Origin of the sequence: Mycobacterium xenopi (assembly GCF_009936235.1) — a bacterium.
GTDB lineage: Bacteria > Actinomycetota > Actinomycetes > Mycobacteriales > Mycobacteriaceae > Mycobacterium > Mycobacterium xenopi.
The window spans coordinates 2363022-2388817 of sequence record NZ_AP022314.1 but is presented as its reverse complement, the minus strand read 5'-3'; the positions used below and the strand labels follow the sequence as shown (position 1 = coordinate 2388817).

At 65.6% G+C, this 25796-nt stretch carries 22 protein-coding genes and 2 pseudogenes; 7 read left to right on the top strand and 17 right to left on the bottom strand.

All coding sequences use genetic code 11. The features are described from left to right. Nucleotides 1–7: 7 nt before the first annotated feature. The 4 genes from MYXE_RS11100 to MYXE_RS11085 form a co-directional block, all read right to left on the bottom strand. Entirely contained in the window at nt 8–1450 is a 1443-nt protein-coding gene (locus MYXE_RS11100) for a sugar porter family MFS transporter (protein WP_085196840.1), read from the bottom strand. A gap of 116 nt (nt 1451–1566) precedes the next feature. Further along, on the bottom strand, nt 1567–2118 hold the full coding sequence (locus MYXE_RS11095; protein WP_139821181.1) for a hypothetical protein: 552 nt from the start codon (nt 2116–2118) through the stop codon (nt 1567–1569). Between the two features lie 20 nt (nt 2119–2138). Further along, nucleotides 2139–2750: a DUF5632 domain-containing protein gene (locus MYXE_RS11090; protein WP_139821180.1), complete on the bottom strand. Its 612-nt coding sequence runs from the start codon at nt 2748–2750 to the stop codon at nt 2139–2141. A gap of 1714 nt (nt 2751–4464) precedes the next feature. Further along, on the bottom strand, nt 4465–4884 hold the full coding sequence (locus tag MYXE_RS11085; RefSeq protein ID WP_139821179.1) for a hypothetical protein: 420 nt from the start codon (nt 4882–4884) through the stop codon (nt 4465–4467). A gap of 310 nt (nt 4885–5194) precedes the next feature. On the opposite strand from MYXE_RS11085, the gene MYXE_RS11080 reads away from it, so the two are divergent. The 3 genes and pseudogenes from MYXE_RS11080 to MYXE_RS11070 all read left to right on the top strand — a co-directional run. Further along, the gene (locus tag MYXE_RS11080; protein ID WP_197904896.1) at nt 5195–5668 is read left to right on the top strand and encodes a helix-turn-helix domain-containing protein; all 474 of its coding nucleotides are present in this window, start codon (nt 5195–5197) and stop codon (nt 5666–5668) included. Between the two features lie 89 nt (nt 5669–5757). Next, nucleotides 5758–7004 (top strand): annotated as a pseudogene (locus MYXE_RS11075) (IS256 family transposase). A 62-nt stretch (nt 7005–7066) separates the two neighbouring features. Beyond that, nucleotides 7067–7882 (top strand): annotated as a pseudogene (locus MYXE_RS11070) (ISL3 family transposase); the annotation flags it as partial. Nucleotides 7883–8007: 125 nt separating this feature from the next. Here MYXE_RS11070 and MYXE_RS11065 read toward each other — a convergent pair. The 4 genes from MYXE_RS11065 to metH form a co-directional block, all read right to left on the bottom strand. Next, a complete protein-coding gene (locus tag MYXE_RS11065; RefSeq protein WP_085194043.1) occupies nt 8008–8421 on the bottom strand; it encodes a hypothetical protein in 414 nt (137 codons plus the stop codon). Between the two features lie 140 nt (nt 8422–8561). After that, nucleotides 8562–10361 carry a putative alpha/beta hydrolase gene (locus tag MYXE_RS11060; RefSeq protein WP_085194047.1) on the bottom strand — a complete coding sequence of 600 codons (1800 nt, stop codon included), beginning with the start codon at nt 10359–10361 and terminating at the stop codon, nt 8562–8564. Between the two features lie 141 nt (nt 10362–10502). Next, entirely contained in the window at nt 10503–11468 is a 966-nt protein-coding gene (locus MYXE_RS11055; RefSeq protein ID WP_232061794.1) for a hypothetical protein, read from the bottom strand. Between the two features lie 285 nt (nt 11469–11753). Beyond that, complete coding sequence (gene metH / locus MYXE_RS11050; protein ID WP_085194040.1) at nt 11754–15344, bottom strand: methionine synthase; 3591 nt, start codon at nt 15342–15344, stop codon at nt 11754–11756. 96 nt (nt 15345–15440) lie between these two features. On the opposite strand from metH, the gene MYXE_RS11045 reads away from it, so the two are divergent. Continuing rightward, a complete protein-coding gene (locus MYXE_RS11045) occupies nt 15441–16292 on the top strand; it encodes a PAC2 family protein (RefSeq protein WP_415624486.1) in 852 nt (283 codons plus the stop codon). 17 nt (nt 16293–16309) lie between these two features. Here the strand turns inward: MYXE_RS11045 and MYXE_RS11040 are convergent, their stop codons facing one another. The 9 genes from MYXE_RS11040 to MYXE_RS11000 all read right to left on the bottom strand — a co-directional run bounded on the left by MYXE_RS11040 (nt 16310) and on the right by MYXE_RS11000 (nt 23264). After that, nucleotides 16310–17185 (bottom strand): SDR family oxidoreductase, encoded by an 876-nt coding sequence (locus MYXE_RS11040; protein WP_003918999.1) that lies wholly within the window; start codon nt 17183–17185, stop codon nt 16310–16312. Beyond that, nucleotides 17185–18420, bottom strand: coding sequence for a cysteine--1-D-myo-inosityl 2-amino-2-deoxy-alpha-D-glucopyranoside ligase (gene mshC, locus MYXE_RS11035; protein WP_085194038.1), 1236 nt, complete (start codon nt 18418–18420; stop codon nt 17185–17187). The genes MYXE_RS11040 and mshC overlap by 1 nt, the downstream gene beginning before the upstream one ends. 22 nt (nt 18421–18442) lie before the next feature. Then, on the bottom strand, nt 18443–19219 hold the full coding sequence (locus MYXE_RS11030) for a 3'(2'),5'-bisphosphate nucleotidase CysQ (RefSeq protein ID WP_003919001.1): 777 nt from the start codon (nt 19217–19219) through the stop codon (nt 18443–18445). A 62-nt stretch (nt 19220–19281) separates the two neighbouring features. Beyond that, a complete protein-coding gene (locus tag MYXE_RS11025) occupies nt 19282–19788 on the bottom strand; it encodes a DUF2505 domain-containing protein (protein WP_003919002.1) in 507 nt (168 codons plus the stop codon). Nucleotides 19789–19825: 37 nt separating this feature from the next. Continuing rightward, nucleotides 19826–20641 (bottom strand): SCO1664 family protein, encoded by an 816-nt coding sequence (locus MYXE_RS11020; RefSeq protein WP_003919003.1) that lies wholly within the window; start codon nt 20639–20641, stop codon nt 19826–19828. Then, on the bottom strand, nt 20625–21212 hold the full coding sequence (locus tag MYXE_RS11015; protein ID WP_003919005.1) for a DUF3090 domain-containing protein: 588 nt from the start codon (nt 21210–21212) through the stop codon (nt 20625–20627). The genes MYXE_RS11020 and MYXE_RS11015 overlap by 17 nt, the downstream gene beginning before the upstream one ends. A 92-nt stretch (nt 21213–21304) precedes the next feature. Beyond that, complete coding sequence (locus MYXE_RS11010; protein WP_003919006.1) at nt 21305–22009, bottom strand: histidine phosphatase family protein; 705 nt, start codon at nt 22007–22009, stop codon at nt 21305–21307. After that, a complete protein-coding gene (locus tag MYXE_RS11005; protein ID WP_003919008.1) occupies nt 22006–22890 on the bottom strand; it encodes an undecaprenyl-diphosphate phosphatase in 885 nt (294 codons plus the stop codon). The genes MYXE_RS11010 and MYXE_RS11005 overlap by 4 nt, the downstream gene beginning before the upstream one ends. A 74-nt stretch (nt 22891–22964) precedes the next feature. Then, on the bottom strand, nt 22965–23264 hold the full coding sequence (locus MYXE_RS11000) for a hypothetical protein (protein WP_003919010.1): 300 nt from the start codon (nt 23262–23264) through the stop codon (nt 22965–22967). A gap of 130 nt (nt 23265–23394) precedes the next feature. Between MYXE_RS11000 and MYXE_RS10995 the strand changes: the two genes are divergently transcribed. From MYXE_RS10995 to MYXE_RS10985, 3 genes are read left to right on the top strand one after another with little or no spacing between them, the layout of a single operon-like run. Then, nucleotides 23395–24432, top strand: a complete 1038-nt coding sequence (locus MYXE_RS10995; protein ID WP_086009134.1) for a YncE family protein — start codon at nt 23395–23397, stop codon at nt 24430–24432. Continuing rightward, nucleotides 24429–24680 carry a DUF5703 family protein gene (locus tag MYXE_RS10990; protein WP_003919014.1) on the top strand — a complete coding sequence of 84 codons (252 nt, stop codon included), beginning with the start codon at nt 24429–24431 and terminating at the stop codon, nt 24678–24680. The genes MYXE_RS10995 and MYXE_RS10990 overlap by 4 nt, the downstream gene beginning before the upstream one ends. A gap of 5 nt (nt 24681–24685) precedes the next feature. Continuing rightward, nucleotides 24686–25774, top strand: coding sequence for a quinone-dependent dihydroorotate dehydrogenase (locus MYXE_RS10985; protein ID WP_112650032.1), 1089 nt, complete (start codon nt 24686–24688; stop codon nt 25772–25774). Nucleotides 25775–25796: the final 22 nt, after the last annotated feature.

Below are 25796 nucleotides of genomic sequence, written 5' to 3'. Positions count from 1 at the left end.
TGCAGGTTCACTCGCGCAGCAGCTCGGCGTGCATGTCTTCCAGGGATACGCCCTTGGTCTCCCGCACGTATCGCCACACGAACACCAATGACAGCGTTGCGCACAGTGCATAAAAGCCGTAGGCGAATCCGAGGGCGTGACGCAGACCCGGAAAGGTGAACGCGACCGCGAAGTTGGTCAGCCATTGGCAGGCGCTGGCCAATCCCACCGCCGCTGCACGGATGCGGTTGGGAAATATTTCGCCGAGCAGCACCCAAAGCCCGGGCCCCCACGAGACAGCGAACGCGACCACGAACACGTTGGCGGCGACCAGTGCGACCACCCCGGAGGTTCCGCTGAGATGCGGCTTGCCGCCGATGATCGGAACGTGGGCGAAGACAAGCGACAGCGTCGCCAACATCAATGCCATGCCGGCCGATCCGGTCAACAGCAGCGGCTTGCGGCCGACCTTGTCGATCAGCGCCATCGCGATCAGCGTGATCACGACGTTGACGAAGGCGGTGGCGACAGCGATGCCGAACGAGGCGTTCTCCCCGAAACCGACGGCCTGCCACAGCACGCTGCCGTAGTAGAAGATCACGGTGATCCCGACCAGCTGCTGGAAGGCCGCCACCCCCAGTCCCACCCACACGATGCCGTACAAGCCGCCCGTTGGCTTGCGCAAGTCACGCCATGACGGCGGATGCTCCCGTCGCAACGTTTCCCGGATGCGCTGCACCGTGGCGTCGACGTGTCGCTCGTCGAGCACCTCGGAAAGCACCTGGCGTGCTTCCCACACCCGTTGTGCGGCAACCAGATAGCGCGGCGACTCCGGGATCGTGAAGGCCAACGCGCCGTAGAGCAGCGCCGGGATGGTCTCGGCGAGAAACGTCCAGCGCCACGCGGCTAGCCCCAGCCATAGTTCTGCGCGCGAGCCGCCCGCGATGTGAAACGGCAGCCACGCGACGGCCAGGGCAAGGAAGATTCCGCAGACAATGGCCAGCTGCTGCAGTGAGCCGAGCCGGCCGCGGATACCCGGTGGCGAGATTTCGGCGATGTAGGCCGGCGACACCACCGACGCGACACCGATACCGAACCCGCCCACGCTGTGGCATGCGACGAACATCCAGATGTCGCCGGCCAGCCCGGTGCCCAGCCCGCAGACCAAAAACAGCGCCGCCGCCAGTTTCATCATCGCCCGCCGACCCATCCGGTCTGCGATGCGCCCGGCGGTAATCGCTCCCCCGGCGGCACCCAGCAGGCCCGCGCCGGCGGCCAAACCCAACAGCGTATTGCCGACCCTGAATTGGTCTTGCAGCGCGGCCACCGCCCCGTTGGTCACCGAGACGTCGTAGCCGAAGATCAGCCCACCGAGCGCGGCCACGGAGGCGAACCGGACGGCGGTCCGGACCCGTGAGGGTTCTTGCTGCAATGCCGGTGGGGCATCGCCGCAGGGATCATCGTCAGCCACAGCAGTCCTTCTGTCGTTGAGCCGGCGAAAGGTTAGCCGCCCGCCTAGTGACGGGCGCACCGCGCTGTCGCCCGAACGCAGATCACCTCTACTGCTCGCACAGCTTGATCCGTGCGTTAGTAGAGCCGCACCGTGGTGTCGAGCTTTCGGGCGGCTAGGAACTCGTCGACGGAACCTTCTGGGCAGTGCAGGTCGATGAGGCGCTGGGTCTGCCGGTTAATCTGGTCAACTGCACCGGCGATGCGCGAGAGCATCTCAGCTCGGCTGCTACTGGCGGGAGGCAAAGTCATTGGCTCGGAGCCAACTTGGCACAGGTCCCCGCGGAGGCTAGCCATGATTTCGAGAACGCGCTCATAGCCGCTTTCGGCGACCTTCTTCACATCAGCGAGATAGCAGTCGCTAATTGCTGCGCGCTCAAGATACTCGTTGAGTTTGTCGATCACCGCGGGGTTGGCCATGCCGCCCTCGGCTGCCAGGCGAGAGATCTCGGCGGCATAAATCTTTTGGCGGCAACTCCAGTTCAATTCGAGGTCCAACTCGGCGCTTTCGATAGCCAGATTGACCATCATGACGAACCCCGTGAAGGCCTGCTCCGCCGGAGAATCGCCAGTTGGGACTTCTGCGCGCGCCGAGATCGCTGGCCGAGCGTCGCCGATCGCGGCGGCCATCAGATTGGCCAGATCATCACTCATCGCCGCTGCTCCATTGAAATGAACCACGCGAGGTGGTAATTGGCCGCAGTCCTGTTACGGGCGATCAGGGAGTCGATCGCGGCCAGCAGTTGCCAGTTGCCGACAGTATGCGGATCGTGGTGGGGGTATGCGGTGAGCACCTCGTCGGCAACTTTGGCCAATTCATCGTGCAGCACATCGATTTCGCGGTCTAGCACCCCGGTGCCCCGCCACCCAGCCTTGGCGAGCGTGTGGGCGAGCCGCGGCAGCCCGTCGCGCCAATGGGTAGCCTCGGCCAATTGCCAACCAAATTCGTCGACTTCGGGTGCGCGCCGCGGCCGCACAGAGAATTGGATTGGCTCGTCGGGCTCGGGAAGCTGGTGGATGGGAGTATATGTAGCGACGACGTTGACCTCGCCCAACATGGCTTCCGGCTCACCGCGGCGACGCGCGGGTTCCAGCAGCGTGACAGCCGCCGGGATGTCAATGCCGGGCGGAATCCAACCGCTGGCCAGGTCGGTCACCAGAAAGGTAGTACCATCCGAGCGCTCACCAACGGCCCAGGCTAACCGTGGCTCTTGGCGCGCCATGGCATCGACGATGCGCTGGAGGCGCGCCTTCGCCGTCACCTCCTTCGATGCTGCGCCAGCAAGCGCACCGGCCATGGTTGCGGCACCGGCCTGGGTCCCGACGCCGGACGCTGGTGGCGATGCGGTCGGCGGAGGCGATTGCCGCATAATGGTGGGCTGACTGACGCTGGCTTGCCCGGATGTGGGATGCACCGGCGCCGCAGTCGGTGCTGACGGCGACGGCATGCTGGGCGCTGCGGATGGTGTTAAGGCCGCTGCGGATTGGGGTCGCAGGTCGGCACCATAAGCCGGCAGCGGACCCGCCGGCGCTACCGGGGTTGGGCCTGCTGACGCGGCAGGTGCGGCAACTACCGGCGGGGCCGTCGACGCGACGGCGCTTCTGGCACCGGCGGGTGTTCGACAGGCGGTGGCATCGCAAATGCCGGAACTGGTGCGCCTGCACCCGCCATCGGGGTCGTGGGTGCAGTCGGCGGCACTTGTGGTTCCGGGGCGGCCGGGGCTGGCGGTGGCAGCGCATCACCAGCCGCTGCAATCGGCGCTCCCGATTGCAAGCCGGCATTAAAACTCTGCATGAGGTTTGCAGGCGTCAAGCCTTGCAAGCCTTGCATTGCGCCCGTTGGCGGTGTGAGCGGTACACCCGACAACGGCGGCGCCAGCCCACCCGGTAAGGACGGCGCGCCCAAACTAGGCAGCGACGGAGCGCCAGGCAGACCGCCGGTCGGCATCGCAGGCGCGGTGGGCAGGTGTGGTGCGGTTGGTATAGCTGGTGTCGGCGACGCCTGTGTGGCAGGCGGTACGGGCGCTGGGGGCGCAGCACCGCCAGTGGGAGCACTCATCGATGCACCCGGCGCACCAGAAACTCGTGGTTGCGAGGTGGGAGGCGGCACTGGTGGGGCCGCGCCGCCTGCAGGCATAAGCATCGACGCACCAGGCGCAACGGGACTTTGTGATTGCGACGTAGGAGGGGACGCTGGTGGGGCCGCGCCGGCTCCAGGCGCATTCATGGATGCGCCAGGTATTGGACCGCTTGATGCTGGGACTTGCGCTAATGGTGCGTTGGTAATACCTGCTATCGTGCCAGGCGACGATCCGGGATTGTTCCCGGGTTCCGAAATACCTGGCGTTGAGCCAGAGTTGCCGAGCACGGCGCGGACTTGCTGCTGCAAAGTGTTTTCGTCACTAGGTTGACGAAACAATTCACCTACTTCGACACCTTGACTTTGAGCGAATTCGCGAGAGGATTGCCCAGATCCCTGCCTGTCTAAAACTGATTGCGCTGTGTCGAGCAAGTTTCCGCCATATTTTGCTGCGGCGAGATTGGCCAGCGCGCGATACTGGCTTATTACGGCTGCAATCTCTCCCACCTTCGCCTCTGTAGGCTGTTTGGAGTTTTTGATATCGTTGATTTCTTTGTTGCCGTCCTCCGCCAAATTTGTCAGATTGTCGCGAAGGCATAGCATGCTGTCATGGGCGCTTCCACACGCTGTTTTTTTCACGCCGCTCTTTTCGGCTACCTGTCGGTCGTGCTCTATACCGCGAAAATGTGCTTCGCGGATGTCATCAGCTGTTTTCCCCTGCTGTAGCTCTTGGGAGAGCGGACCCATAAGTGCCTGCTGGAGTTGGTTTTCATGGTCCTGATACATGCTTTCAATATTCTGCCAATGAGGCTCCCAATCGCTGAGAAGAGCCATCGCGGGGTCGGTCGGCCATACATGACCCACAAGCAATGGCGACCATTCGCCCGGTGGAAAGCTCATTTGCACAGCCTTTCGATTCTCGACGTGGCATCGTCTCCAGCTGTGAGCGTCGGTTCTAACTCAGAATTAGTTTTGCCGTCCAGATAGCCAACCGTGACCTCTTGAAAGACATTAGCGAGATCATGAACAGCTCCTGCTAGATCGCGCGGCGTCGCAGGCTCATCAGAAAGCGTGGTTAGGAGACGTAGGCTTCCTGCAAGGAACGCTTGCCGCATGGTAGCTGTGACGGCGAGTTGTTGGACGGGGTCGGTGCCCTTGTCCCGGGCTGAGTTAACACCGACAGCATGATGCACTTCCTGATAGACAGCGCAAACTTTTGATTTGGCGTCGGCAACTTGGTGACTGGTGTATGTCGGGTTAGCTGGCCTCGCGTCTATAAGCGAAATCAACCCCGCGCCGATTCCGACACCGACCATGAGGGCTACCAAAAAAAGCGCGACTAATCCCCACCTTGCGCGCCTGCTGCGCCCAGGCAGCGCTGCGGGAGGCCACGGGGGCAATGCAGGCCCCGTCTGGTTAGGAGGCAGACTCGACATAGGTGGATGGTAGCGCTGGTCAGCGATTGTAGCTTTGTCCATGATGCCCGATCCCTCGGCTTAGGACTACCGTATCGGGGCTCTTCTGCCATAGTCGTGGGTCTGTGACCTGGGGTTTTGGGGCGCAACGCCGTGTCCTGCTTACGTTTTGGACTGTTACAGGGTTCAAGACGAAGGAGGGTGTACGGCGTTGCGCAAATCTAGGGTATTCGCGACGGTCCTCGGTGGCCAGGACATGGTCATTGATGACGTCATGATCGAGACTGAGACCTCGCGCGGCAAACGGCCGGTGAGCAGCGAGGTGCTGGTGTTTGCGGTGCGGCCCAAGGCCAACCAGGCCAGCCGGTGCTCGCGGTGCCGGAAACGCTGCCCTGGCTATGACGGCGGGGACGGGATCAGGCGGTGGCGCACCCTGGATCTCGGCACGACGAAGGCCTATCTGCAAGCCGCGGCGCCGCGGGTGACCTGCCCGCAGCATGGCGTGGTGGTGGCCCATGTGCCGTGGGCGCGGCCCGGTGCCCGCCACACCTGGGCGTTTGAGGACACCTGCGCGTGGCTGGCCGCGCACGCCGCCATCAGTGTGGTCGCGGTGTTTTTGCGGGTTGCCTGGCGCACCATCGCCGCGATCGAGTTGCGTCCAGGGGCGTGGTGTATGAGCCGGTAGGGCCGGTGGGCGTGTCGTAGCGCGGTAGAGGGCGGTCATCGCGTGATCCTTCGAACGATCAGCAAAGTCAACCGAAGGAGAGCAACGCGATGACCTCACCACACCTTATCGACGCCGAGCAGCTGTTGGCCGACCAACTCGCCGAGGCCAGCCCGGACTTGCTGCGAGGGCTGCTGTCGGTGTTCATCCACGCCTTGATGGGCGCGGAAGCCGACGCCATCTGCGGGGCCGGCTACCGCCAGCGCAGCGATGAGCGGTCCAACAGCCGCAACGGCTACCGGCATCGTGATTTCGACACCCGCGCCGGCACCATCGATGTGGCCATTCCCAAGCTGCGTCAGGGCAGCTATTTCCCGGACTGGCTATTGGAGCGACGCAAACGCGCTGAGCGTGCCCTGACCAGCGTGGTGGCCACCTGCTATCTGCTGGGAGTGTCCACCCGGCGGATGGAACGCCTCGTTGAAACACTGGGTGTGACGAGGCTTTCCAAGTCGCAGGTGTCGATCATGGCCAAAGAACTCGATGAGCAGGTTGAGGCGTTTCGCACCCGCCCGCTTGACGCCGCCCGTACACGTTCGTCGCCGCTGATGCCCTGGTGCTCAAAGTCCGCGAGAACGGCCGCGTCGTGGGCGTGCACACCCTGATTGCCACCGGCGTCAACGCCGAGGGCTACCGCGAGATCCTGGGTGTGCAGGTCAGCTCCGCCGAGGACGGGGCAGGCTGGCTGGCGTTCTTCCGCGACCTGGTCGCCCGCGGCCTGTCCGGGGTCGCGCTGGTCACCAGCGACGCCCACCCCGGCCTGGTCGCCGCGATCGGGGCCACCTTGCCCGGAGCGGCCTGGCAGCGCTGCCGCACCCATTACGCGAACAACCTGATGGCGGCCACCCCGAAGTCCTCCTGGCCGTGGGTGCGCACTCTGCTGCACTCGGTCTTCGACCAGCCCGACGCCGAATCGGTTGTTGCCCAATACGATCGAGTCCTCGACGCATTGTCGGACAAGCTCCCCAAAGTGGCCGAACACCTCGACGCAGCCCGCCCGGATCTGTTGGCGTTCACCGCTTTTCCCAAACAGATCTGGCGCCAAATCTGGAGCAACAATCCCCAGGAACGGCTCAACAAAGAAATCAGGCGCAGGACCGACGTCGTGGGCATCTTCCCCGACCGGGCCTCGATCATCCGCCTCGTCGGTGCCGTGCTGGCCGAACAACACGACGAATGGATCGAAGGACGACGCTACCTGGGCCTTGACGTGCTCACCCGCGCCCGCACAGCACTGACCAGCACCGACGAGCCCGCCGGACAGCAAACCAACACCACCCCAGCCCTGACCGCCTAGACTGCCACCCGAAGGGTCACGCGATCGAACGAACTCTTACACCACGTCACTGGGCTTGGCCCGCGATCGTGGGCCGGGTGGTCGCCGATGGCCGCGACACCAATGATCTGCTGGCCGGGTTGTGCCGCATCGGCATCGACGAGATCGCCTACCGCAAAGGCCACCGCTACGTGACGTGCGTGATCGATCACACGACGGGTCGGCTGGTGTGGGCTGCCGAGGGCCGCAACAAAGACACCCTGGGCCGGTTCTTCGACCAACTCGGCGCCGAGCGGGCCGCGGCGTTGACCCATGTCAGCTGTGATGGGGCCGAATGGATCCACGCCGTCCTCGCCGAACGCGCCCCACAGGCCGTGATCTGTCTGGATCCGTTCCACGTTGTGGTCTGGGCGATGAAAGCTCTCGACAAGGTCCGGGTGCGCACCACCGCGGCTACCGGGACCCGGGACCGCCACGCGATGTGGGCGGTGCGCAAGAATCCCGCCGATCTCTCCGGTGAGCAGCGCACCAGCCTGGCCGCCATCCAGGCCACCAACAAGACACTGTATCGGGCGTACCTGCTCAAAGAGCAACTCCGGGAACTGTTTCGGGTCAAAGGCGCCGACGGACGCCAGTTGCTGGCCGGGTGGCTGTCATGGGCCAAGCATTCCCGCATCCCGGAGTTCGTCAAGGTCGCGGCCACCATCGACCGGTACCGCCACCTGCTGTTGAACACCCTCGATCATGGCCTGTCGAATGCTCGCTCAGAAGCCACCAACACCCACCTGCGGGCCTTGACCAAGCGCGCCTACGGGTTTCACAGTCCCGAGGCGCTGATCGGCATGGCCATGCTCACCCGCGGCGGCCTATGCCCCGCACTACCTGGTCGAGCAGCATGAAAACCCACCCACGGAAACGTCAGGAGACCCCGTATCGGCCAGCATTTGCGATGGCAGACGACAAGAAAACCGTGCACACCTTCCTCAAGTCACGCCTCGACTTCCGTACGGCCAATTTTGGCCGATCATGTGAGCTGGTCAGGTAGTACCGGCTCGGGCAGAGTGTTTCTATTCGTGGTCATGTCCCGGCACTGCCCATCAATCTCGACTGAACCGCCCCAGTTTTGAATCGGGGAGTAAGGGTCGAAGATCGCGGTGACACCCTGCTTTGTGACATGCGGGGAATGAGAGTGGAAGTCGCTCTGATCGCTCCAGCCATGTTGTTTTAGCACCTGTACCATTTTTTGAATCTCGGCCCGTGACTCCTTAAGCGTCGGGGCGTGGTTGTAGTTTAGTTCGACTATGCCTCGGAAAGGCGGTTGCCCCTGGTCATTGCACGACTCGCGGTGAAAAGTGGCGGACACGCCGTTGAGACGAAGAACCCTTACAATCTCGCGGGCTGCATCGATTACCTCCGCTTTGGATTGTTCTGGCGTCATGGGAACCAATACTCCTTCGCTGGAATTCCTCATTGCGCCGCAGGATTGAAGTGCGGTAGCGACTAAGCTAGCAACAGCACACGCAGCGGCCAAGCGCAAGACAACTGCACGGATCACTTTTACGCTGCTAATGTTCCTTTTCAATGCTCGTGACCACTCGTTGCTGGCCGGAGAGTCTCGGGGTCGATCGGATCGGGTAGCCAGTACGAGCCGCGATGTGGTGCGGTCATGTGGTCGCGGGCCAGCGCGTCACCGTGTCCAGAAGCAATGTCGCCGATACTGAACAGCGATTCACTTCCTCGGGTGAAGTAAGAACTGTGGTCTTTCCACGGCCAAGTCGCGCCGGGCACTTCGGCTTTGAACCGAGTCGAGCCGTAACCTTCTACGGCCGGGTCCAGCCCCAGCCCAACAGTGAGCCCCGTTCCTGGAACGTGTTCCTGCAAACCCCCAAGACCGGTTATCGGGTCAGACGACGCCGCGCCCACGTAGACATGGCCACCTTGCGGCAGGTGGAAATCGGCGGCGCTATGCGCCAGGTCCGTTCCCGGAGACCCGACGAGCACGATGTCGTTGGTATGCATGCCTGAGCCGGCAGCGGCGTCGGCCACCGTGGTAGAGCCGTAGGAATGCCCGATCACAGCGACGTGTGAAGCGCCCACATGAGTCGCGCTGAGACCGTTGACATCGGTCGCGAGCAGAGCGCCGCCCTCACGGGCCAACGTGATTTGCCCCACCTGCAGATCGGTCAGGCTATCGGGCGCGTGATATCCCATCCACACCAAAACAGAAGTGGGGTTTTCCGGATCGGCTCGGTTGGTTTCTCTGTAAACATTCAGCCCGTCAGGATGAGAGAGATAACCATCGCGGACACTGCTGCCGGTTCCCGGAACCAGCACCGTCGTGTTGGCGGCCTTATCCGGATTGCCGATGGCGATGGCCGCGCGCCCGCGTCCGCTGAATGCCTCGGGATCGTAGGTTTGCAGAAAGACTGGGTTTTTACCGCCGGCCGAGTCGGTCTTGAGTCCTTCTCGCGTCTGTACCGCATTGGTGTAGCGAGTGATTGCGGTCGGCGACAATCCGTACAGCTCAGGGTGTTGGGTCACCTGCTCAACCGACACGTGGTTAAGCGCAGCTGCATTCTCGACGCAGCGGATATCGTCGTTCATCACCGCCTGGTTGACTCTATCGCGAACGTCGGTTGGGATTCCGTTTAAGTTGCCGAGCTTCGGCGGGTGTTCGCCGAGCAACCGGTCTCTTTCTTCAGTGCTGAGCGAATTCCACCACTTGTTGACGTCGTCGGGCTTGGTCTGTGGCGACGGAATTTGATCCGTGGCGTCTAGGCCAGGTGAATCCTTCGCGTCGAATTCTTTGATCTCCACCGGGTCACCGCCATCGGTTCGCAGCCGAGACAACGCCTGCTGCAGGGTGCCTGAATACCCGTCACGGAAATGCTTGACTTGCGCCAATGCAATCCTTGTGACCTCGATGGCTTGGTCACACAGACCCTCAGCGTCTTGTTTGCGAGCGAGCGCTTCCCCGATCTCGGCATCGATGGCTTGCAAGTCATGATCGAGGGCCGCGATATACCAGTCAGAAGATTTCTGCGCCTCTGCCAGACTGGCCGCGATGGTCTCCAAATCGGTGCCGATCTGCCCCAATTGCGTGCCTTGCAGTTTCAGTGTTTGGGTGACGCGCTGTACTTCGTCGGAGTCGTTGATCGGGTGCTGGTCATTTTCGCGGTTCCATGCCTTCTCGAACCGTTGCTTGGCTTGATTGAAGGTGGTATTGGCTTCTTCGGTGGACTGTCCCGCGCTGTGAAACGCCTGTGCCAGCGAGGCAATTTGAGCTGGCCGACCCTGTTGCAAGCTGTCGTTGATTGACCAGGGGTCACCGCCGGCCTCAACGATCAGCTGCTCGACACTGATGTATTTGAGTTGCACCATCGCCGCTCACCGCCACGAGGCGATGTCCTCATGGGCCACCACTAGGTCGTGGCCACATGATCCGCTGGCAATGAGCACCCTTACCTTTGCCGCCGATCTCCGGCACAATGCGCGGATGGCTGCAAACATACCGGCCCGTCAACGGGTGTCGTCAGCACCGTCGCCGTCGGGCGTGACGTCGGGCAACAGTATGCGCTTGCTGACGACCGGCTTGCCCTCGACCCGCTTGGTCGCCCCGATCAGTGTGGGCGGCGCTTCGCTGACAATGCGCCCTTGCACCGGACCCCCGTTTTTCACCGTCGGCGCAACGACCCGCTTGGTGTCGGGCTTTTCATCCTTACCTGTTCCGCCAGCACCGTGCATACCGCCAGGAGGGACCATCGGCATAGCCCCCATCCCGCCGCGCGGCGCGGTGGCCGGTTCCGGTGTACTCGTCGGCGCCACAGGCGTGCTCGGCGAGGACATCGGCACGGTGCTAGCTGAAGGAGCGGGCGGCGGCCCGAGCATCGCGGCCGGGGTGGTTCCTCCCAGGCCAGCTGCCCCACCACCGCCGCCAGCGCCCGCCAAATCGGTTCCAGCACCGCCCAGTCCACCGCCCACACCTAGCAGCTCGGCTGGCACCGACTCGGCGGCCGCCGCGCCGCCGCCGTGCTGCAGGGCACCCATACCCATCTGCATGGCCTGCTGACCGACTTGCGACAGCTGCTGCGGAATCTGGTTGAGCGGCTGAGTCACACCACTGAGCGCACCGGTCATTCCCTGCGCAATGCCCGACGCCATCTGCGGAACCTGCTGGGCCATCTGCAGCATCTGGTTCGGGTCACCCACCGCGGCTAGCTGCGCAGCCGATTGCTCCTCATTGGCCGGGAACTTCGTCATCGCCTCGTTGAGCTTTTGCTCGCGCTCCGCATACCCAGCCTGCCCCGCGGTGTTGTCAGTCGGGACATCAGCATTAGTGGCCGCACCCAAGACGGCGATCAGAGCGTCCATGAGCGAACCCGGCGCGGCAATAGGGACCGGCGTGATCGGTGGTGGTGGCGTGTTCGCCGCGCCGCCAGCTGCATAGCCTGGAATGTCGGCTTTCAACTCATCGCCATTACCCATCAGATTCCCTCCCGCCCAACGTCGCCGACCCGGTAGTTCACTACGGTCTTGTCATTCGACAGTAATCCGCGGACCGCTCTAGCGTGATCATCGACGCTTAGCATACGGCCGAGCTCCCCGCTCGCGAAGCGCGGCAGGTGTTCGTAAGGCGTTTGGATATTGCGACAGCGCGCGAGCATGCTCCGACACACGGCTGTTTCCGAGCGCGGCAGTCCGGTGCAAACAAACATCGCGCCCCCTAAGTGAGCTGCCGACAGGCTAACGACAGCCCGGCTGGCGCTCAATTCAGACGTTGAAGTACTTGGCCTCAGGGTGATGCAAGATGAAGGCATCGGTGGACTGCTCGGGATGCAGTTGCATTTCCTCCGACAACGTCACTCCGATCCGCTCGGGTTGCAACAGGGCCATGGTCTTAACCCGGTCCTCCAAGTCGGGGCATGCGCCGTAGCCGAAGGAGAACCGGGCCCCACGATAGCCGAGCTTGAAGTAATCCTCTTTCGTCTCCGGGTCTTCGGCGGCCATGGCCCGGTCGCCGGCGAAGCGCAGCTCCTCGCGGATACGCCGGTGCCAGTATTCGGCCAGCGCCTCGGTGAGCTGCACCCCGATGCCGTGCACCTCGAGGTAGTCGCGGTAGGAATTGGACGCAAACAACTGATTGGCGAACTCGGCGATGGGGTCGCCCATCGTCACCAATTGGAAGGCCAGCACGTCAACTTGACCGCGTTCGGCGGCCAGCGCCCGAGACCTGACGAAGTCGGCGATACACAGGAAACGGCCGCGCTGCTGGCGCGGGAAGGTGAACCGGAACCGCTCGGGCGCATCAACGGTCGGCTCGGCGAGCACGATGACGTCGTCGCGCTCGGAGACCGCCGGGAAATAGCCGTACACCACCGCGGCGTGAGCCAGGATGCCGTCGGTGGACAACCGGTCCAGCCAGTACCGCAGCCGCGGGCGCCCTTCGGTCTCCACCAGTTCCTCATACGACGGGCCTTTGCCACCGCGGGCGCCGCGCAGTCCCCACTGGCCTAAAAACAGCGCGCGCTCATCCAACAGGGCACTGTAGTCGGCTACCGCCAAACCTTTGACGACGCGAGAGCCCCAAAACGGTGGCGCCGGCACCTCGACGTCGGCCGCGACGTCGGAGCGCTCCGGTATGACGATCGGCTCCTCAGTTGCTTTGCGTTGTGCCGCAATCCGTTTCGAGCGCTCATGACGGGCCTTGCGCTCGGCCTCTTTTTCGCGGGCGGCGATCGCCTCCGGGCTGGCGGTGTCTGGCGCCTCGCCGCGCTTGGCGCTCATGATATTGTCCATCAGCTTCAGGCCCTCGAAAGCGTCTCGCGCGTAATGGACTTCGCCTTCGTAGACCTCGGCGAGGTCGTTCTCCACGTAGCTGCGGGTCAACGCCGCGCCGCCGAGCAGCACCGGGAACTTGCCGGCGACCCCGCGGGTGTTCATCTCCTGCAAGTTTTCCTTCATCACTACGGTCGACTTGACCAGCAGCCCGGACATGCCGACCACGTCGGCGCTTTTGTCTTCGGCGACTTCCAAGATGTTGGCGATCGGCTGCTTGATCCCGAGGTTGACCACCTCGTAGCCGTTGTTGCTCAAGATGATGTCGACGAGGTTCTTTCCGATGTCATGCACATCGCCCTTCACAGTGGCCAGCACGATTCGGCCCTTGCCAGAGTCGTTTTCGGATTTCTCCATGTGCGGCTCCAGGTAGGCGACCGCGGCCTTCATCACCTCGGCGGACTGCAGCACGAACGGCAGCTGCATCTGCCCGGAACCGAACAGTTCGCCCACGGTTTTCATGCCAGCAAGCAGATTGTCGTTGATGATCTCCAGCGGCGGCTTCAGGGTCATCGCCTCGTCCAGGTCGGCTTCCAGGCCGTTGCGCTCGCCGTCGACGATGCGCTGGGCCAGCCGCTCCAGCACCGGCAGCCTGGCCAGCTCCGCGGCGCGGGATTCCTTCGACGACGCGCTCGACACCCCCTCGAAGAGCCGCATCAGCTCTTGCAGCGGGTCATAGCCCTCGCGGCGGCGATCGTAGATCAGATCCAGCGCGACAGTGCGCTGGTCTTCCGCAATCCGGTTGATGGGCAGGATTTTCGACGCATGCACGATCGCCGAATCCAGCCCGGCCTCCTGGCACTCGTGCAGGAAAACGGAGTTGAGCACTTGGCGGGCAGCGGGATTGAGGCCGAACGAGATGTTGGACAACCCGAGCGTGGTTTGCACATTCGGGTGGCGTTTCTTCAGTTCGCGGATCGCCTCGATGGTCTCGATGCCGTCGCGGCGTGACTCCTCCTGTCCGGTGGCGATAGTGAAGGTCAGGCAGTCGATGAGGATCGACGACTCGTCGACACCCCAGTTGCGGGTGATGTCGTCGATGAGCCGCTCGGCGATCGCGACTTTCTTGTCGGCGGTGCGGGCCTGTCCTTCCTCGTCGATGGTCAGCGCGACCACTGCGGCGCCGTGTTCGGCGACGAGCTCCATGGTCTTGGCAAACCGTGACTCGGGGCCGTCGCCGTCTTCGTAGTTGACCGAGTTGATCGCGCACCGGCCACCCAGGTGCTCCAAACCCGCTCGCAACACCGCAGTTTCGGTGGAGTCGAGCATGATCGGTAACGTCGACGCGGTGGCCAGCCGGCTGGCCAGCGCCGTCATATCGGCGACCCCGTCGCGGCCCACGTAGTCTACGCACAGGTCTAGCAGATGCGCGCCGTCGCGGGTCTGCTCCTTGGCGATGTCGAGGCATTTCTGGTAGTCCTCAGCGATCATCGCCTCGCGGAAAGCCTTGGAGCCGTTGGCGTTTGTGCGCTCCCCGATCACCAGCACCGAGGCTTCCTGCTTGAACGGGACCGCGGTGTACAGCGACGACACCGACGGCTCGTAGGTGATGTGCCGTTCGCCGGGGGTGACGGTACGCACGGCCTCGGCGACCCGGCGGATGTGTTCGGGGGTGGTGCCGCAGCAGCCGCCGACCAGTGATAGCCCGAACTCGGCGATGAAACCGGCTAGCGCCTCGGCCAATTCGTCTGGCTGCAGCGGGTATTCGGCACCGTTGGGTCCCAGCACCGGCAGGCCGGCGTTGGGCATCACCGACACCGGGATGCGGGCGTGGCGGGACAGGTGACGCAGGTGCTCGCTCATTTCGGCGGGCCCGGTGGCACAGTTCAGCCCGATCATGTCGACGCCGAGCGGCTCGACGGCGGTCAGCGCCGCGCCGATCTCGCTGCCCAGCAGCATCGTTCCGGTCGTTTCCACCGTCACATGGGTGAACACCGGGATGTAACGCCCGGATTGGGCCATGGCCCGCCGCGAGCCCAGCACCGCGGCCTTGAGCTGCAGGAGGTCCTGGCAGGTTTCGACGAGGATGGCGTCGGCGCCGCCGTCGAGCATGCCCAGCGCGGCCTCGGTGTAAGCATCGCGGATCAGCGCGTACTCGGTGTGGCCGAGGGTGGGCAGCTTGGTGCCCGGTCCCATCGATCCCAGCACGTAGCGCTTGCGGTCGGGCGTGGCGAGCTCGTCGGCGACCCGGCGCGCGATCGCGGTGCCGTTGTGCGCAAGCTCGCGGATTTGGTCGGCGATGTCGTAGTCGCCGAGGTTGGACAGGTTACAGCCGAAGGTGTTGGTCTCCACCGCGTCGGCGCCCGCCTCGAAATACGCGCGGTGAATCCGTTCGATCACGTCGGGGCGGGTCTGGTTGAGGATCTCGTTGCAGCCCTCCAGGCCCCGGAAGTCGTCGAGCGTGAGCTCCGCGGCCTGCAACTGGGTGCCCATGGCACCGTCGCCCACCATGACCCGCTCAGCCAAGGCGTCCAGCAGGTCGGTGTCGTAGGCGTGATCGTTTACGAGAGTCACCCCGGCAAGCATAGCTGTCCTATCCAAATGGGTCCGTTCGTCGCGGCGCGGGCAACCGGTGTAACGCCGTACGCTGATGCTGTGACCCCGCCGGATGCCAGCGCCGCGCTGCCTGAACTCCACAACACCGTCGTGGTGGCGGCTTTCGAGGGCTGGAACGACGCCGGCGACGCCGCTAGCGACGCGGTCGAGCATCTGGAGGCCATCTGGGAGGCCGAGCCGATCGTGGAAATCGACGACGAGGCCTACTACGACTATCAGGTCAACCGCCCGGTGATCCGGCAGGTCGACGGCGTCACCCGCGAACTGGTGTGGCCGGCGATGCGGATCTCGCACTGCCGCCCGCCGGGCAGCGACCGCGACATCGTGCTGATGCACGGGGTGGAGCCGAACATGCGCTGGCGCACGTTTTGCGCCGAGTTGCTGGCGATCGTCGACAAGCTCAACGTCGAGACCGTGGTGATCCTCGGGGCGCTGCTGGCCGACACGCCGCACAGCCGGCCGGTCCCGGTGTCCGGGGCGGCCTACTCACCGGAGTCGGCGCGCCGCTTCGGTTTAGAGGAAACCCGCTACGAAGGCCCGACCGGCATTGCCGGAGTGTTTCAGGACGCCTGTGTGGCCGCTGGGATTCCGGCGGTGACGTTCTGGGCGGCGGTCCCGCACTACGTGTCTCAGCCACCGAACCCGAAGGCCACGGTGGCGCTGCTGCGCCGGGTCGAGGACGTGCTCGACATCGAGGTGCCGCTGGCTGACCTGCCGGCGCAGGCCGAGGAGTGGGAGCAGGCGGTCAGCGAGATGACCGCCGAGGACGAGGAGATCGCCGAGTATGTCGCCTCGTTGGAGCAGCGCGGCGACGCCGAGGTCGACATGCACGAGGCGCTGGGCAAAATCGACGGCGACGCGCTGGCCGCGGAGTTCGAGCGCTACCTGCGACGGCGCCGCCCGGGTTTTGGCCGCTAGCGGGCCGCGGGCGCGCGTTACCTCTCGAGTGCCTCGGTGTGGGCGCTGATGGACCGACCGAGCGCGGCGACTTGGGCATCCATTCGGGGAAGCAGGTCGGGCACGAACCGGCGGACCGGCGCCTCGCCCAGCCCGGTCGACAGCACCGGCCGCAGCCAACGGACCGCTCCGACCCAGCGCGGGCAGTTGATGCGGCGTTTGCGCCGCTCGATGCCCTCGACGAACAGCTGTGCGCACCTTTGCACCGAGGTGGTGCGGTTGAGTGGGTACGGCAATTTACCGAGCATCTCGGTGAACGTGGACAGGTCGGCCTCGGTGTCGTGCACCATCGGCGTGTCGATCCACGACATGTGGGCCGATCCGACGTCGACGCCCAGATGGGCAACCTCTAGCCGCAGCGCGTTGGCGAAGTGCTCGACCGCGGCTTTGGAGGTGTTATACGGCGCCATGCCCGGGGCTGCGGCGTAGGCGGCCAGCGACGACACGATCAGCACATAGCCACGACGGTCGATCACCGACGGCAGCGCGGCCCGCACCGTGTGGTACACCCCGAGCACGTTGACGTCGATGAGCCGGCGGAATGCTTCGGGATCGACTTGCAGAACCGACCCGTAGCTGGCTATCCCGGCGTTCGCCATGACCGTGTCGATACCGCCGAACCGGTCTATAGCGTGGTCGGCCGCGGCTTGCATGGCGGCACGGTCGCGGACATCGGCGACCACGGTGAGCACCCGCTCGTCGCCGAGTTCGGCGCCCAGTTTGTTGAGCTGTGCCTGGTCCAAATCCGTCAAGACCAGCCTGGCACCCTTGGCATGCAAGCGACGGGCTACTTCGGCGCCGATTCCGCCTGCCGCACCGGTGATGAACACGACTTGGTAACTGGCTGCGGTCATTACAGCTTCACTCCTAACAGTGCGTCGATCGCGGTTGCTACCGCTTCAGGCGCCTGGGCGTCGTGGCCGCCGTACTCCAGCGCATCGGTAGCCCAACCATCAAGGGCGGCAAGCGCTTTGGGGGTATCGAGATCATCGGCCAAGTATCGCCGCACCCGGCCGATGGTGTCGGTGGCATCGGGGCCAGCGGGCAGGGCGGTCGCGGTGCGCCAGCGGTGCAACCGCGCTATCGCCTCGTCGAGAACCTGTGCATCCCAATACCGGTCGGCGCGGTAATGGCCGGCCAACAAAGCCAGCCGGATCGCTGGCGGCTCGATGCCTTGCCCACGCAGCGTCGACACCAAAACCAGATTGCCTCGGCTCTTGGACATTTTGTGGCCCTCCCAGCCGATCATCCCGGCATGCACATAGTGGCGAGCGAATCGGCGCTCCCCGCTTACACATTCGGCGTGCGCGGCAGTGAATTCGTGATGCGGGAAGATGAGATCGTTGCCGCCACCCTGGATGTCGAGGCCGGTGCCGATCCGGCTGAGCGCGATCGCCGCACATTCGACGTGCCAGCCGGGCCGGCCGGGCCCAAACGGCGACGGCCAGCTCGGTTCGCCCGGACGCGCGGCCCGCCACATCAGCGCGTCGAGCTCGTCGCTCTTGCCTTGACGGCCCGGGTCGCCGCCGCGCTCGGCGAACAACCGCAGCATGGTGTCGCGGTCATAGCCGGATTCGTAGCCGAATTGCAGTGTGGCGTCGGCCCGGTAGTACACGTCGGGGTAACCGTCGTCGACCGTGTACGCCGCACCCGATGCCAGCATTTTCTCAACGAGCTCAACGACTTCCGCGATCGCCTCGGTCGCCGAGACGTATTGCTGCGGAGGCAGTACCCGCAGCGCAGCCATGTCGTCGCGAAACAAGTCCACCTCGCGCGCGGCCAGCTCCCGCCAGTCGACGCCGTCGCGGTCGGCGCGTTCGAACAGCGGGTCGTCGACGTCGGTGACGTTCTGCACGTAGCGCACCTGGTGCCCGAGATCCAGCCACAACCGGTGCACCAGGTCGAACGCCAGGTAGGTCGCGGCGTGGCCCAGATGCGTGGCGTCGTAGGGGGTGATTCCGCAGACGTACATGGTCGCGGTGCGGCCTGCCGTCACCGGGCGCACCTGCCGATCGGCTGTGTCATACAGTCGCAGCTCCGGCCCGCGTCCCGGCAGCACCGGAAGCGGCGGAGAGGGCCACGATTGCATAGCGTCGACTCTAAAGGTCTCGTCAGCCTGCCAACCGGATCGCACCCAGCAGCACGTCAGCGAGCTCGGGTCGACACATCAGCAGGTCAGGCAGATACGGGTCGGGCCGGTTGTAGACCAGCTCGGAGCCATCCAGCCGCGAGGCGTGCAGACCCGCGGCCAACAACACGCCTGCGGGGGCGGCCGAGTCCCATTCCCATTGCCCGCCGGCATGAATGTAGGCGTCTGTGTCGCCGCGCACCACCGACATCGCCTTCGCGCCGGCTGAGCCGAGTCGGACCAGTTGGATGTCCAAGCGTTCTCGCAGCCGGTACAGCACCGGTGGCGGCCGGCTGGAACTGGCGGTGACGCGAATGGGTCCGGCATGCGGCGCGCCGTCCGAGACGACGGTGTCGCTGCGGTACAGCTCGCCGGTGGCGGGCAGCGCGACCGCTGCGTCGGTGATCGCGCCGCACGGCCCGCCGTCCCGCTGCCACAACGCCACGTGGACAGCCCAATCGTCGCATCCAGGCGTGGAAAATTCCCGGGTGCCGTCCAGCGGGTCAATGATCCAGACTCGGTCGGCGCCCAGCCGGGACAGGTCGTCATGGGCTTCCTCGCTGAGCACCGCGTCGGCCGGGCGCTTGGCCTGCAGCCTGCGCAACAGCAGCGCATTGGCCTGTGCATCCCCGACGTCGCCGAGCAGCCAGGGATAGTCGAAGCCCACCTCGTCGCGCACCGCCAGCAATAGCTCGCCCGCCTCTTCGGCCAATTGCGCGGCCAGCGCCGCGTCAGTGGGGTGATGGCAGGCCGGGTTCACCCGACCAGTATTGCCGACGGGCGCGCATGCACCGGTCGCCGCGCAGTTGACGCCCGGGAAAGTCAGCGGTTTTCCGCGATCCAGTCGGCGGTAAAGCGCTGCAGCTCGCTAAGGCCGGTGCCGAGCTGGCCGCTGATCAAGCCTTCGATCCGGCCCCCGATCAGCGGGACTTTGACCGCGACGGCCCCGCGCACCTGCAGCCGTGACCCACACTGGGCCGGCACCAGCAGCGCCTCACCGTGTCCGGATAGCGGGATCCCGCGCATCGCGACGACAATCTCCCCGCGCACCCGTCCTTCGTCGATCGGCGTCCACGTTTCGCTGTGCGTGGACTCAAGATCACCGCGACCGACCTTGGCCACGACTTTCGGCAGATGGTCGCGCAGCACGCTGGCCTTGACCACCACGCTCACCGCACCGCGGCTGTCGACGTTGAACGCGGCTATCCTGGCAGTGTTGTTGCCCGCGGCCGCCAGCCTGGCCTGCCAGTAATCGTTGTCGCCGAACGCCGAAAGTATTTGGTCAACTCCGGCCGAAGAGTCGACCGAATAGGCGAATGAACGCGGCATAGCAAGGCACGCTACCGTTTTCGACGAGCATCACGCGTCAAAACGCCGGCCACGGGATGGGGCGATGGCGGTCCGGGGTCGGCATTACCGGGTTATCCAGCAACGCGCGGGCGCGCCGGCGCAGCGCCGCGACTTCGCGGGCGGTGATGTGCCCGGTCAGGGTCTCGGCGAGCGGGCCGCGCAGAGCTTCGGCCAGTCCGGCCACCGCATCCAGGGTTTCGTCGTCGACCGGTTTGCCGGCCCAGCCCCACAGCACGGTGCGCAGCTTGTTCTCTACGTGCAGACAAACGCCGTGGTCCACACCGTAGACCTGGCCGTCGAGTCCGCGCAGGATGTGACCGCCCTTGCGGTCGGCGTTGTTGACCAGCACATCGAACACCGCCATCCGCCGCAGCCGGATGTCGTCGGCATGCATCAGCACGACTTCGTCGCCGGCGTAGTCGTAGGCCCGCAGCACCGGCAGGTAGCCCGGTGGCGGCTTGCCGGCGGGAAATAGGTCGACCAAGTCCGGGCCCGGATCGGGATCGTGGTCCGGTGTGTCGCCGGGTTGGTGCACCCACACCTGCACCATGCCGCGACCGGCCGGCCCGTCGCGAATGATGGTGTAGGGCACGATGTTCCACCCAAGCTGCGCCGACACCAGGTATGCGCCGAGTTCTCGGCCGGCCAGCGTCCCGTCGGGAAAGTCCCACAGCGGCTGCTCACCGGCGATCGGCTTGTAGACGCAGTGCACGCTGCGCTGGCCCCACGTCGCCTCGCACAGAAAGGTGGCGTTGCTGGCCGAGCGAATGCGTCCCAGGACCGTCAGCTCGCCGCGCCGCAAAACGTCGCGATCATCAGGCCTCGGCGTCATCGTCAGACCCGAGCAGCGCGCTGCGCCGATAGCCGTTGGTGCGCGCGCAAATGTGCCCGTCCGGGTCCAGCGGTTCGTCGCAAAGCGGGCACGGCGGACGGCCCGCCGAGATCACGCGATGCGACCGGGTCGCGAACTGCCGGGCCGACTCCGGGGTCAGGAACACCCGGACAGCATCGGGTCCTTCCTCGGTGTCGTCAAGCACCACCGACGCGTCGAACTCGGTGTCGGTGACCGCCAGCAACTCGACCACCACGGTCTGCGCCTCAGAATCCCAGCCCAGCCCCATTGTTCCGACCCGAAACTCCGCGTCGATTGGGGTGATCAGCGGGCTGAGGTCGTCAACCTCGGTGGGTTCCGGCGGCACCGGCGTGCCGAACCTGCGGTGCACCTCATACAGCAACGCGCCGATGCGGTCAGCGAGCACCGCGACCTGCTGCTTCTCCAGGACCACCGACACCACCCGGTTGTCGTGGACGGCTTGCAGGTAAAAGGTGCGGTTTCCGGGCTGGCCGACGGTCCCGGCGACGAAGCGGTCGGGTGTGCGAAACACGTGAATTGCTCGGGCCATGGCATCTCCAAAATACCGGCAATTGTCTTTCTCATGTAATGCCCGGCAATTACTCGGCGTACCCATTTCGCCCGATTCACGCCGCAGGGGGATCAGCCGGTGGAGCCTCCCACCACGGCGTCACCGGGCGCCACGTCACCGCCTGGCGCGGCATCCGGGGACGGTGCCGCGGCCAGCGCGGCGGTCAGCTGTGCGCCGGTGTGGTTGACGTGCAACACAAACGGGCGCAGCTGGGTATAGCGGATCACGCTCATCGACGCCGGGTCGGCGGTGATCCGCTGAAAGCTGTCCAGATGATTGCCCAGTGCGTCGGCAACGACCGCCTTGATGACGTCGCCGTGGGTGCAGGCCAGCCACAGGGCGTCACCGCCGTGCTGGTCGGCCAGGCGCCGGTCGTGCTCGCGCACCGCGGCCACCGCGCGCGCCTGCACCTGCGCCAGCCCTTCGCCGTCGGGAAACACCGCTGCGCTGGGATGCGCCTGCACCACCGCCCACAACGGCTCTTTGGCCAGTTCGGAGATTTTGCGGCCGGTCCACTGGCCGTAGTCGACCTCGGAGAGCCGCTCGTCGACCACCGCCTGCAGACCCAGCGCCTCGGCGAGCGGTTCGAGCGTGCGCCGGCAGCGCAGCATAGGCGAGGACACCAGCGCCCGGATAGGCAGCTCACGGAGCCGGGTGATCAGGTCGGCGGCTTGTTCGCGGCCGGTGTCGTCGAGGTCGACGCCTTCGGAGCGGCCGGCCAGCACCTGCGCGGTATTCGACGTCGACCTGCCGTGCCGCAACAAGATGACAGTCATGTCGCGGCCACCGTCCCGGCGGCGAGCAAGGCCAGCACGCCCGTCCCGACGACCATCCGGTATGCGACGAACCAATACATGCTGTGCCGCACCAGAAACCGCAGGAACCACGCCACCGCGCTAAACCCGACGACGAATGCGATCACGGTGGCAACGAGCAACTGGGGTCCGGTCGCGCTCATCCCCTCGCGTACCGGGTGGAAGGCGTCGGGCAACGAAAACAACCCCGAGGCGAACACCGCGGGAATGGCCAGCAGGAAACCGAACCGGGCAGCCAGCTCGCGCTCGAGCCCGACAAACAGCCCGGCGCTGATCGTGGCCCCGGAGCGAGACACCCCGGGAACCAACGCCAGCGTCTGGGCACAGCCCACGGCGACGGCGTCCCAAACGGTGAGCTGCTCGACACCTCGAGTCTGCGGTCCCAGATACTCCGCGGCCGCGATCACGGCCGAAAACACCAGCAGCGCCGTGGCGACCACCCAGAGATTGCGTGCGCCAGAGCGGATTTCGTCGGTGAAGACCAGACCGAGCACGCAAATCGGAATGGTGCCGACGATGACGTACCAGCCCAGCCGGTAGTCGATGTCGCGCCGCTCAATGTGGTGGCCGCGGCTCGCCCGGGCGCCGGGGCCGGGTCGCGCCGTCGCCGGCGAGCGCACCAGCCCGTTGACCCAGGCCACGGCGATGCGCCCGATATCCCGGGCGAAGTACGCCAGCACGGCGACCTCGGTGCCCAGCTGGGTGACCGCGGTGAACGAGGCACCCGCATCGGCACCGAACATGATCCGCGACACGATCGCCAGATGCCCCGATGACGACACGGGCAGGAACTCGGTCAACCCCTGGATCACCGACAAAACGACGACCTGCCACCAAGACATCGCCGGGGCCACAGTCACGACGACGACCGTACCGGGTGCGCAACGGCACCGGCCGACGGGTGCGGCAGACGGTACTAGCGGGCGACCGGCGCGGCCTGAGCGACCGAATCACGAACGGCGGCGGCGAGACTACGTTCGTCGGTGACGTCGATGCCGACCAGGCTGCGGGTTGCCGTCGCGACGATGTCTTCAGGGTGCGGCACCGGCCCGCTCAACCGGGGCCGGTAGACCTCGACGACAAGCGAGCGCCGGTCGGTGTGGAAGGAGAAGCTGCGCCCATCGGCTTGCCCATACCCGCTGGCGAAGATCCCGGTCGACATGTCCTCGATGACGAATTCGGGGCGGGCATAGTGACGGTCTTCGGCGACGGTCATGCGCTGACGATACCTCCCGCGAACCGCCAGACATGCGCCACGAGGCCGGACCGCAACCGGCAATGTTCCCTAGAATCGGACCTCGATCCCAGCTCCCATTGCATGCTTCCAGAGTTACCCGGTGACGCGAATCTGTAAACCCCTAGATCGTCGTCGCGTCGCTGGCCTGCTGTTTTGCGTGACGCTGGCCGCGGGATGTTCGTCACACCCCCTTGATGCGACACCGCCGACGATCTCGCCGGCGAAGCCGGCTGACTCCCCTCCGCCGATCGACCGGCCGGCGGGCGTGGTGTTGCCATTGGGCGGCCATCCGCACGCGGCGATGTTCGATGCGGGCACATCGCGGCTGGCGGTGTTGAGCCCCGGCCCGCAGCCGACGGCGCCGGCCTTCATCACCGTGATCAGCGCCGCCCAACCGCCGCAGGCCGTCGCGCTGCCCGGCCCCGCGACCGCGTTGACCGGCGACGACCGCGGCACGGCCTACGTGTCGGGGCGCGGGGGCTATTTCGTGGTCGACCTGGCGGCAGGCCACGCCACGCGGATCGACGTCGCGGGCGCACGCGGCAGCGATTTCACCGCCATCGCCCGCCGCGCCGACGGCAAGCTGATGTTGGGCAGCGCCGACGGGGCCATCTACTTGCTTGACCAGCCGACGGGCGCCACCGCCGCCGTCGCCAAACGGAACAAGATCTTCGCACGCGTGGATTCGATTGCAACACAAGGAAATACGGCCGTCGTCTTGGACCGCGGCCAAACCTCGGTGACGGCGGTTGGCGTCGACGGCAACGCCGAGCAGGCGCTGCGTGCCGGCCTGGGCGCCACCACCGTGACCGCCGACCCGGTGGGCCGGGTGCTGGTCGCCGACACCCGCGGCGGTCAGTTGCTGGTGTTCGGCGTCGACCCGCTGATCTTGCGCCAGGCCTACCCGGTGCGCCAGGCGCCGTACGGTCTGGCCGGTTCCCGGCAACTGGCGTGGGTATCGCAGACCGCCACAAATATGGTCATTGGTTACGATCTGAGCACCGGAATACCCGTCGAAAGGGTACGTTACCCAACCGTGCGGCAACCCAACTCGCTGACTTTTGACGATGCGTCGGGCACGCTGTATGTGGTGTCGGGGTCAGGTGACGGAGTCCAGGTGATCGAGCACGCGGCGGGTGGGCGTTGACCGCAGCGCGCCGCAGCCGATTGCCCGCCGACTGGGACACCGAGATGTCCGACGAATACGAGTGGGTGCCGTTGCGCCTGCCACCCGAGGTGACCAGGGTCAGCGCGTCGACCCGGCTGTCCATTGAGGCGGAGTACCGCGGCTGGGAACTGACCCGGGTGCGGCTCTACACCGACGGCAGCCGCCGAGTGCTGTTGCGCCGCAAGAAGTCCCTCCTCGACCGGCGGCCCGACCAGCCCGAACTGTGACCGGTCTGCGCACAGAGCGTCATCGGCTCTACCGCGCGGTGCGCGGACTGCTATTTCTGCTGCCGGCCGAAACCGCCCACCGACTGGTGTTTCTGCTGCTTCGCGCGGTGACCGCCGTGCCGCCCCTGCGCCGACACCTGCGTCGGCTGTTGGCGCCAAGCGATCCGGTGCTGGCCAGCACGGTCTTCGGGGTGAGCTTCGCCGGACCACTCGGGTTGGCCGCCGGCTTCGACAAGGACGGCCGCGGGCTGCACGTTTGGGGTGCGCTGGGCTTTGGCTATGCCGAGATTGGCACCGTCACCGCCGAGCCGCAGCCGGGTAATCCGGGTCCCCGCCTGTTCCGGCTGCCGGACGACCGGGCGCTGCTGAACCGGATGGGGTTCAACAACGCCGGTGCCGGTCAGTTGGCGATCCGGCTGGCACACCACCGGGCTGACGTGCCGATCGGGGTCAACATCGGCAAAACCAAGGCCACCCCGGCCGCAGACGCCGCCGAGGACTATCGGACCAGCGCACGCCTGGTGGGCCCGCTGGCGTCGTATCTGGTGGTCAATGTCAGCTCGCCCAACACGCCGGGCCTGACCGACTTGCAGGCGGTCGAGTCCCTGCGACCGATCCTGTCGGCGGTGCGCTCCGAGACGTCCAAGCCGGTGCTGGTGAAGATCGGCCCGGACCTTGCCGATTCCGACATCGACGAGATCGCGGATTTGGCCGTGCAGCTGGGCTTGGCCGGCATTGTGGCGACCAATACCACGGTCTGCCGCGACGGCCTGGCCACCGCGGGTGCGGCCGCGCTGGGCGGCGGCGGCGTGTCGGGGCCGCCGCTGGCGCCCCGCGCCACGGAGATCCTGCGGCGGCTCTATGCCCGCGTCGGCGACCGGTTGGCGCTCATCAGCGTGGGCGGCATCGAAACCGTTGACGACGCGTGGGAGCGCATCACCGCAGGCGCGTCACTGCTGCAGGGCTACACCGGCTTCGTCTACGGCGGTGGCTTGTGGGCCAAGCAGATTCATGACGGCATCGCCCGTCGCCTGCGCGAGGGCGGGTTCGCCTCGCTGAGCGAGGCGGTCGGGTCGGCGACACGCAAGCGTTAGCGGGCGAGCTGACCTCGCCGTG

Coding starts and splice junctions, on each gene's coding strand:
- MYXE_RS11095 (WP_139821181.1), bottom strand. CDS start 2,118: ATGGCCGCCGCGATCGGCGACGCTCGGCCAGCGATCTCGGCGCGCGCA.
- MYXE_RS11085 (WP_139821179.1), bottom strand. CDS start 4,884: ATGGTCGGTGTCGGAATCGGCGCGGGGTTGATTTCGCTTATAGACGCG.
- MYXE_RS11065 (WP_085194043.1), bottom strand. CDS start 8,421: ATGACGCCAGAACAATCCAAAGCGGAGGTAATCGATGCAGCCCGCGAG.
- MYXE_RS11055 (WP_232061794.1), bottom strand. CDS start 11,468: ATGGGTAATGGCGATGAGTTGAAAGCCGACATTCCAGGCTATGCAGCT.
- metH (WP_085194040.1), bottom strand. CDS start 15,344: ATGCTTGCCGGGGTGACTCTCGTAAACGATCACGCCTACGACACCGAC.
- MYXE_RS11040 (WP_003918999.1), bottom strand. CDS start 17,185: ATGACCGCAGCCAGTTACCAAGTCGTGTTCATCACCGGTGCGGCAGGC.
- mshC (WP_085194038.1), bottom strand. CDS start 18,420: ATGCAATCGTGGCCCTCTCCGCCGCTTCCGGTGCTGCCGGGACGCGGG.
- MYXE_RS11025 (WP_003919002.1), bottom strand. CDS start 19,788: ATGCCGCGTTCATTCGCCTATTCGGTCGACTCTTCGGCCGGAGTTGAC.
- MYXE_RS11020 (WP_003919003.1), bottom strand. CDS start 20,641: ATGACGCCGAGGCCTGATGATCGCGACGTTTTGCGGCGCGGCGAGCTG.
- MYXE_RS11015 (WP_003919005.1), bottom strand. CDS start 21,212: ATGGCCCGAGCAATTCACGTGTTTCGCACACCCGACCGCTTCGTCGCC.
- MYXE_RS11010 (WP_003919006.1), bottom strand. CDS start 22,009: ATGACTGTCATCTTGTTGCGGCACGGCAGGTCGACGTCGAATACCGCG.
- MYXE_RS11005 (WP_003919008.1), bottom strand. CDS start 22,890: ATGTCTTGGTGGCAGGTCGTCGTTTTGTCGGTGATCCAGGGGTTGACC.
- MYXE_RS11000 (WP_003919010.1), bottom strand. CDS start 23,264: ATGACCGTCGCCGAAGACCGTCACTATGCCCGCCCCGAATTCGTCATC.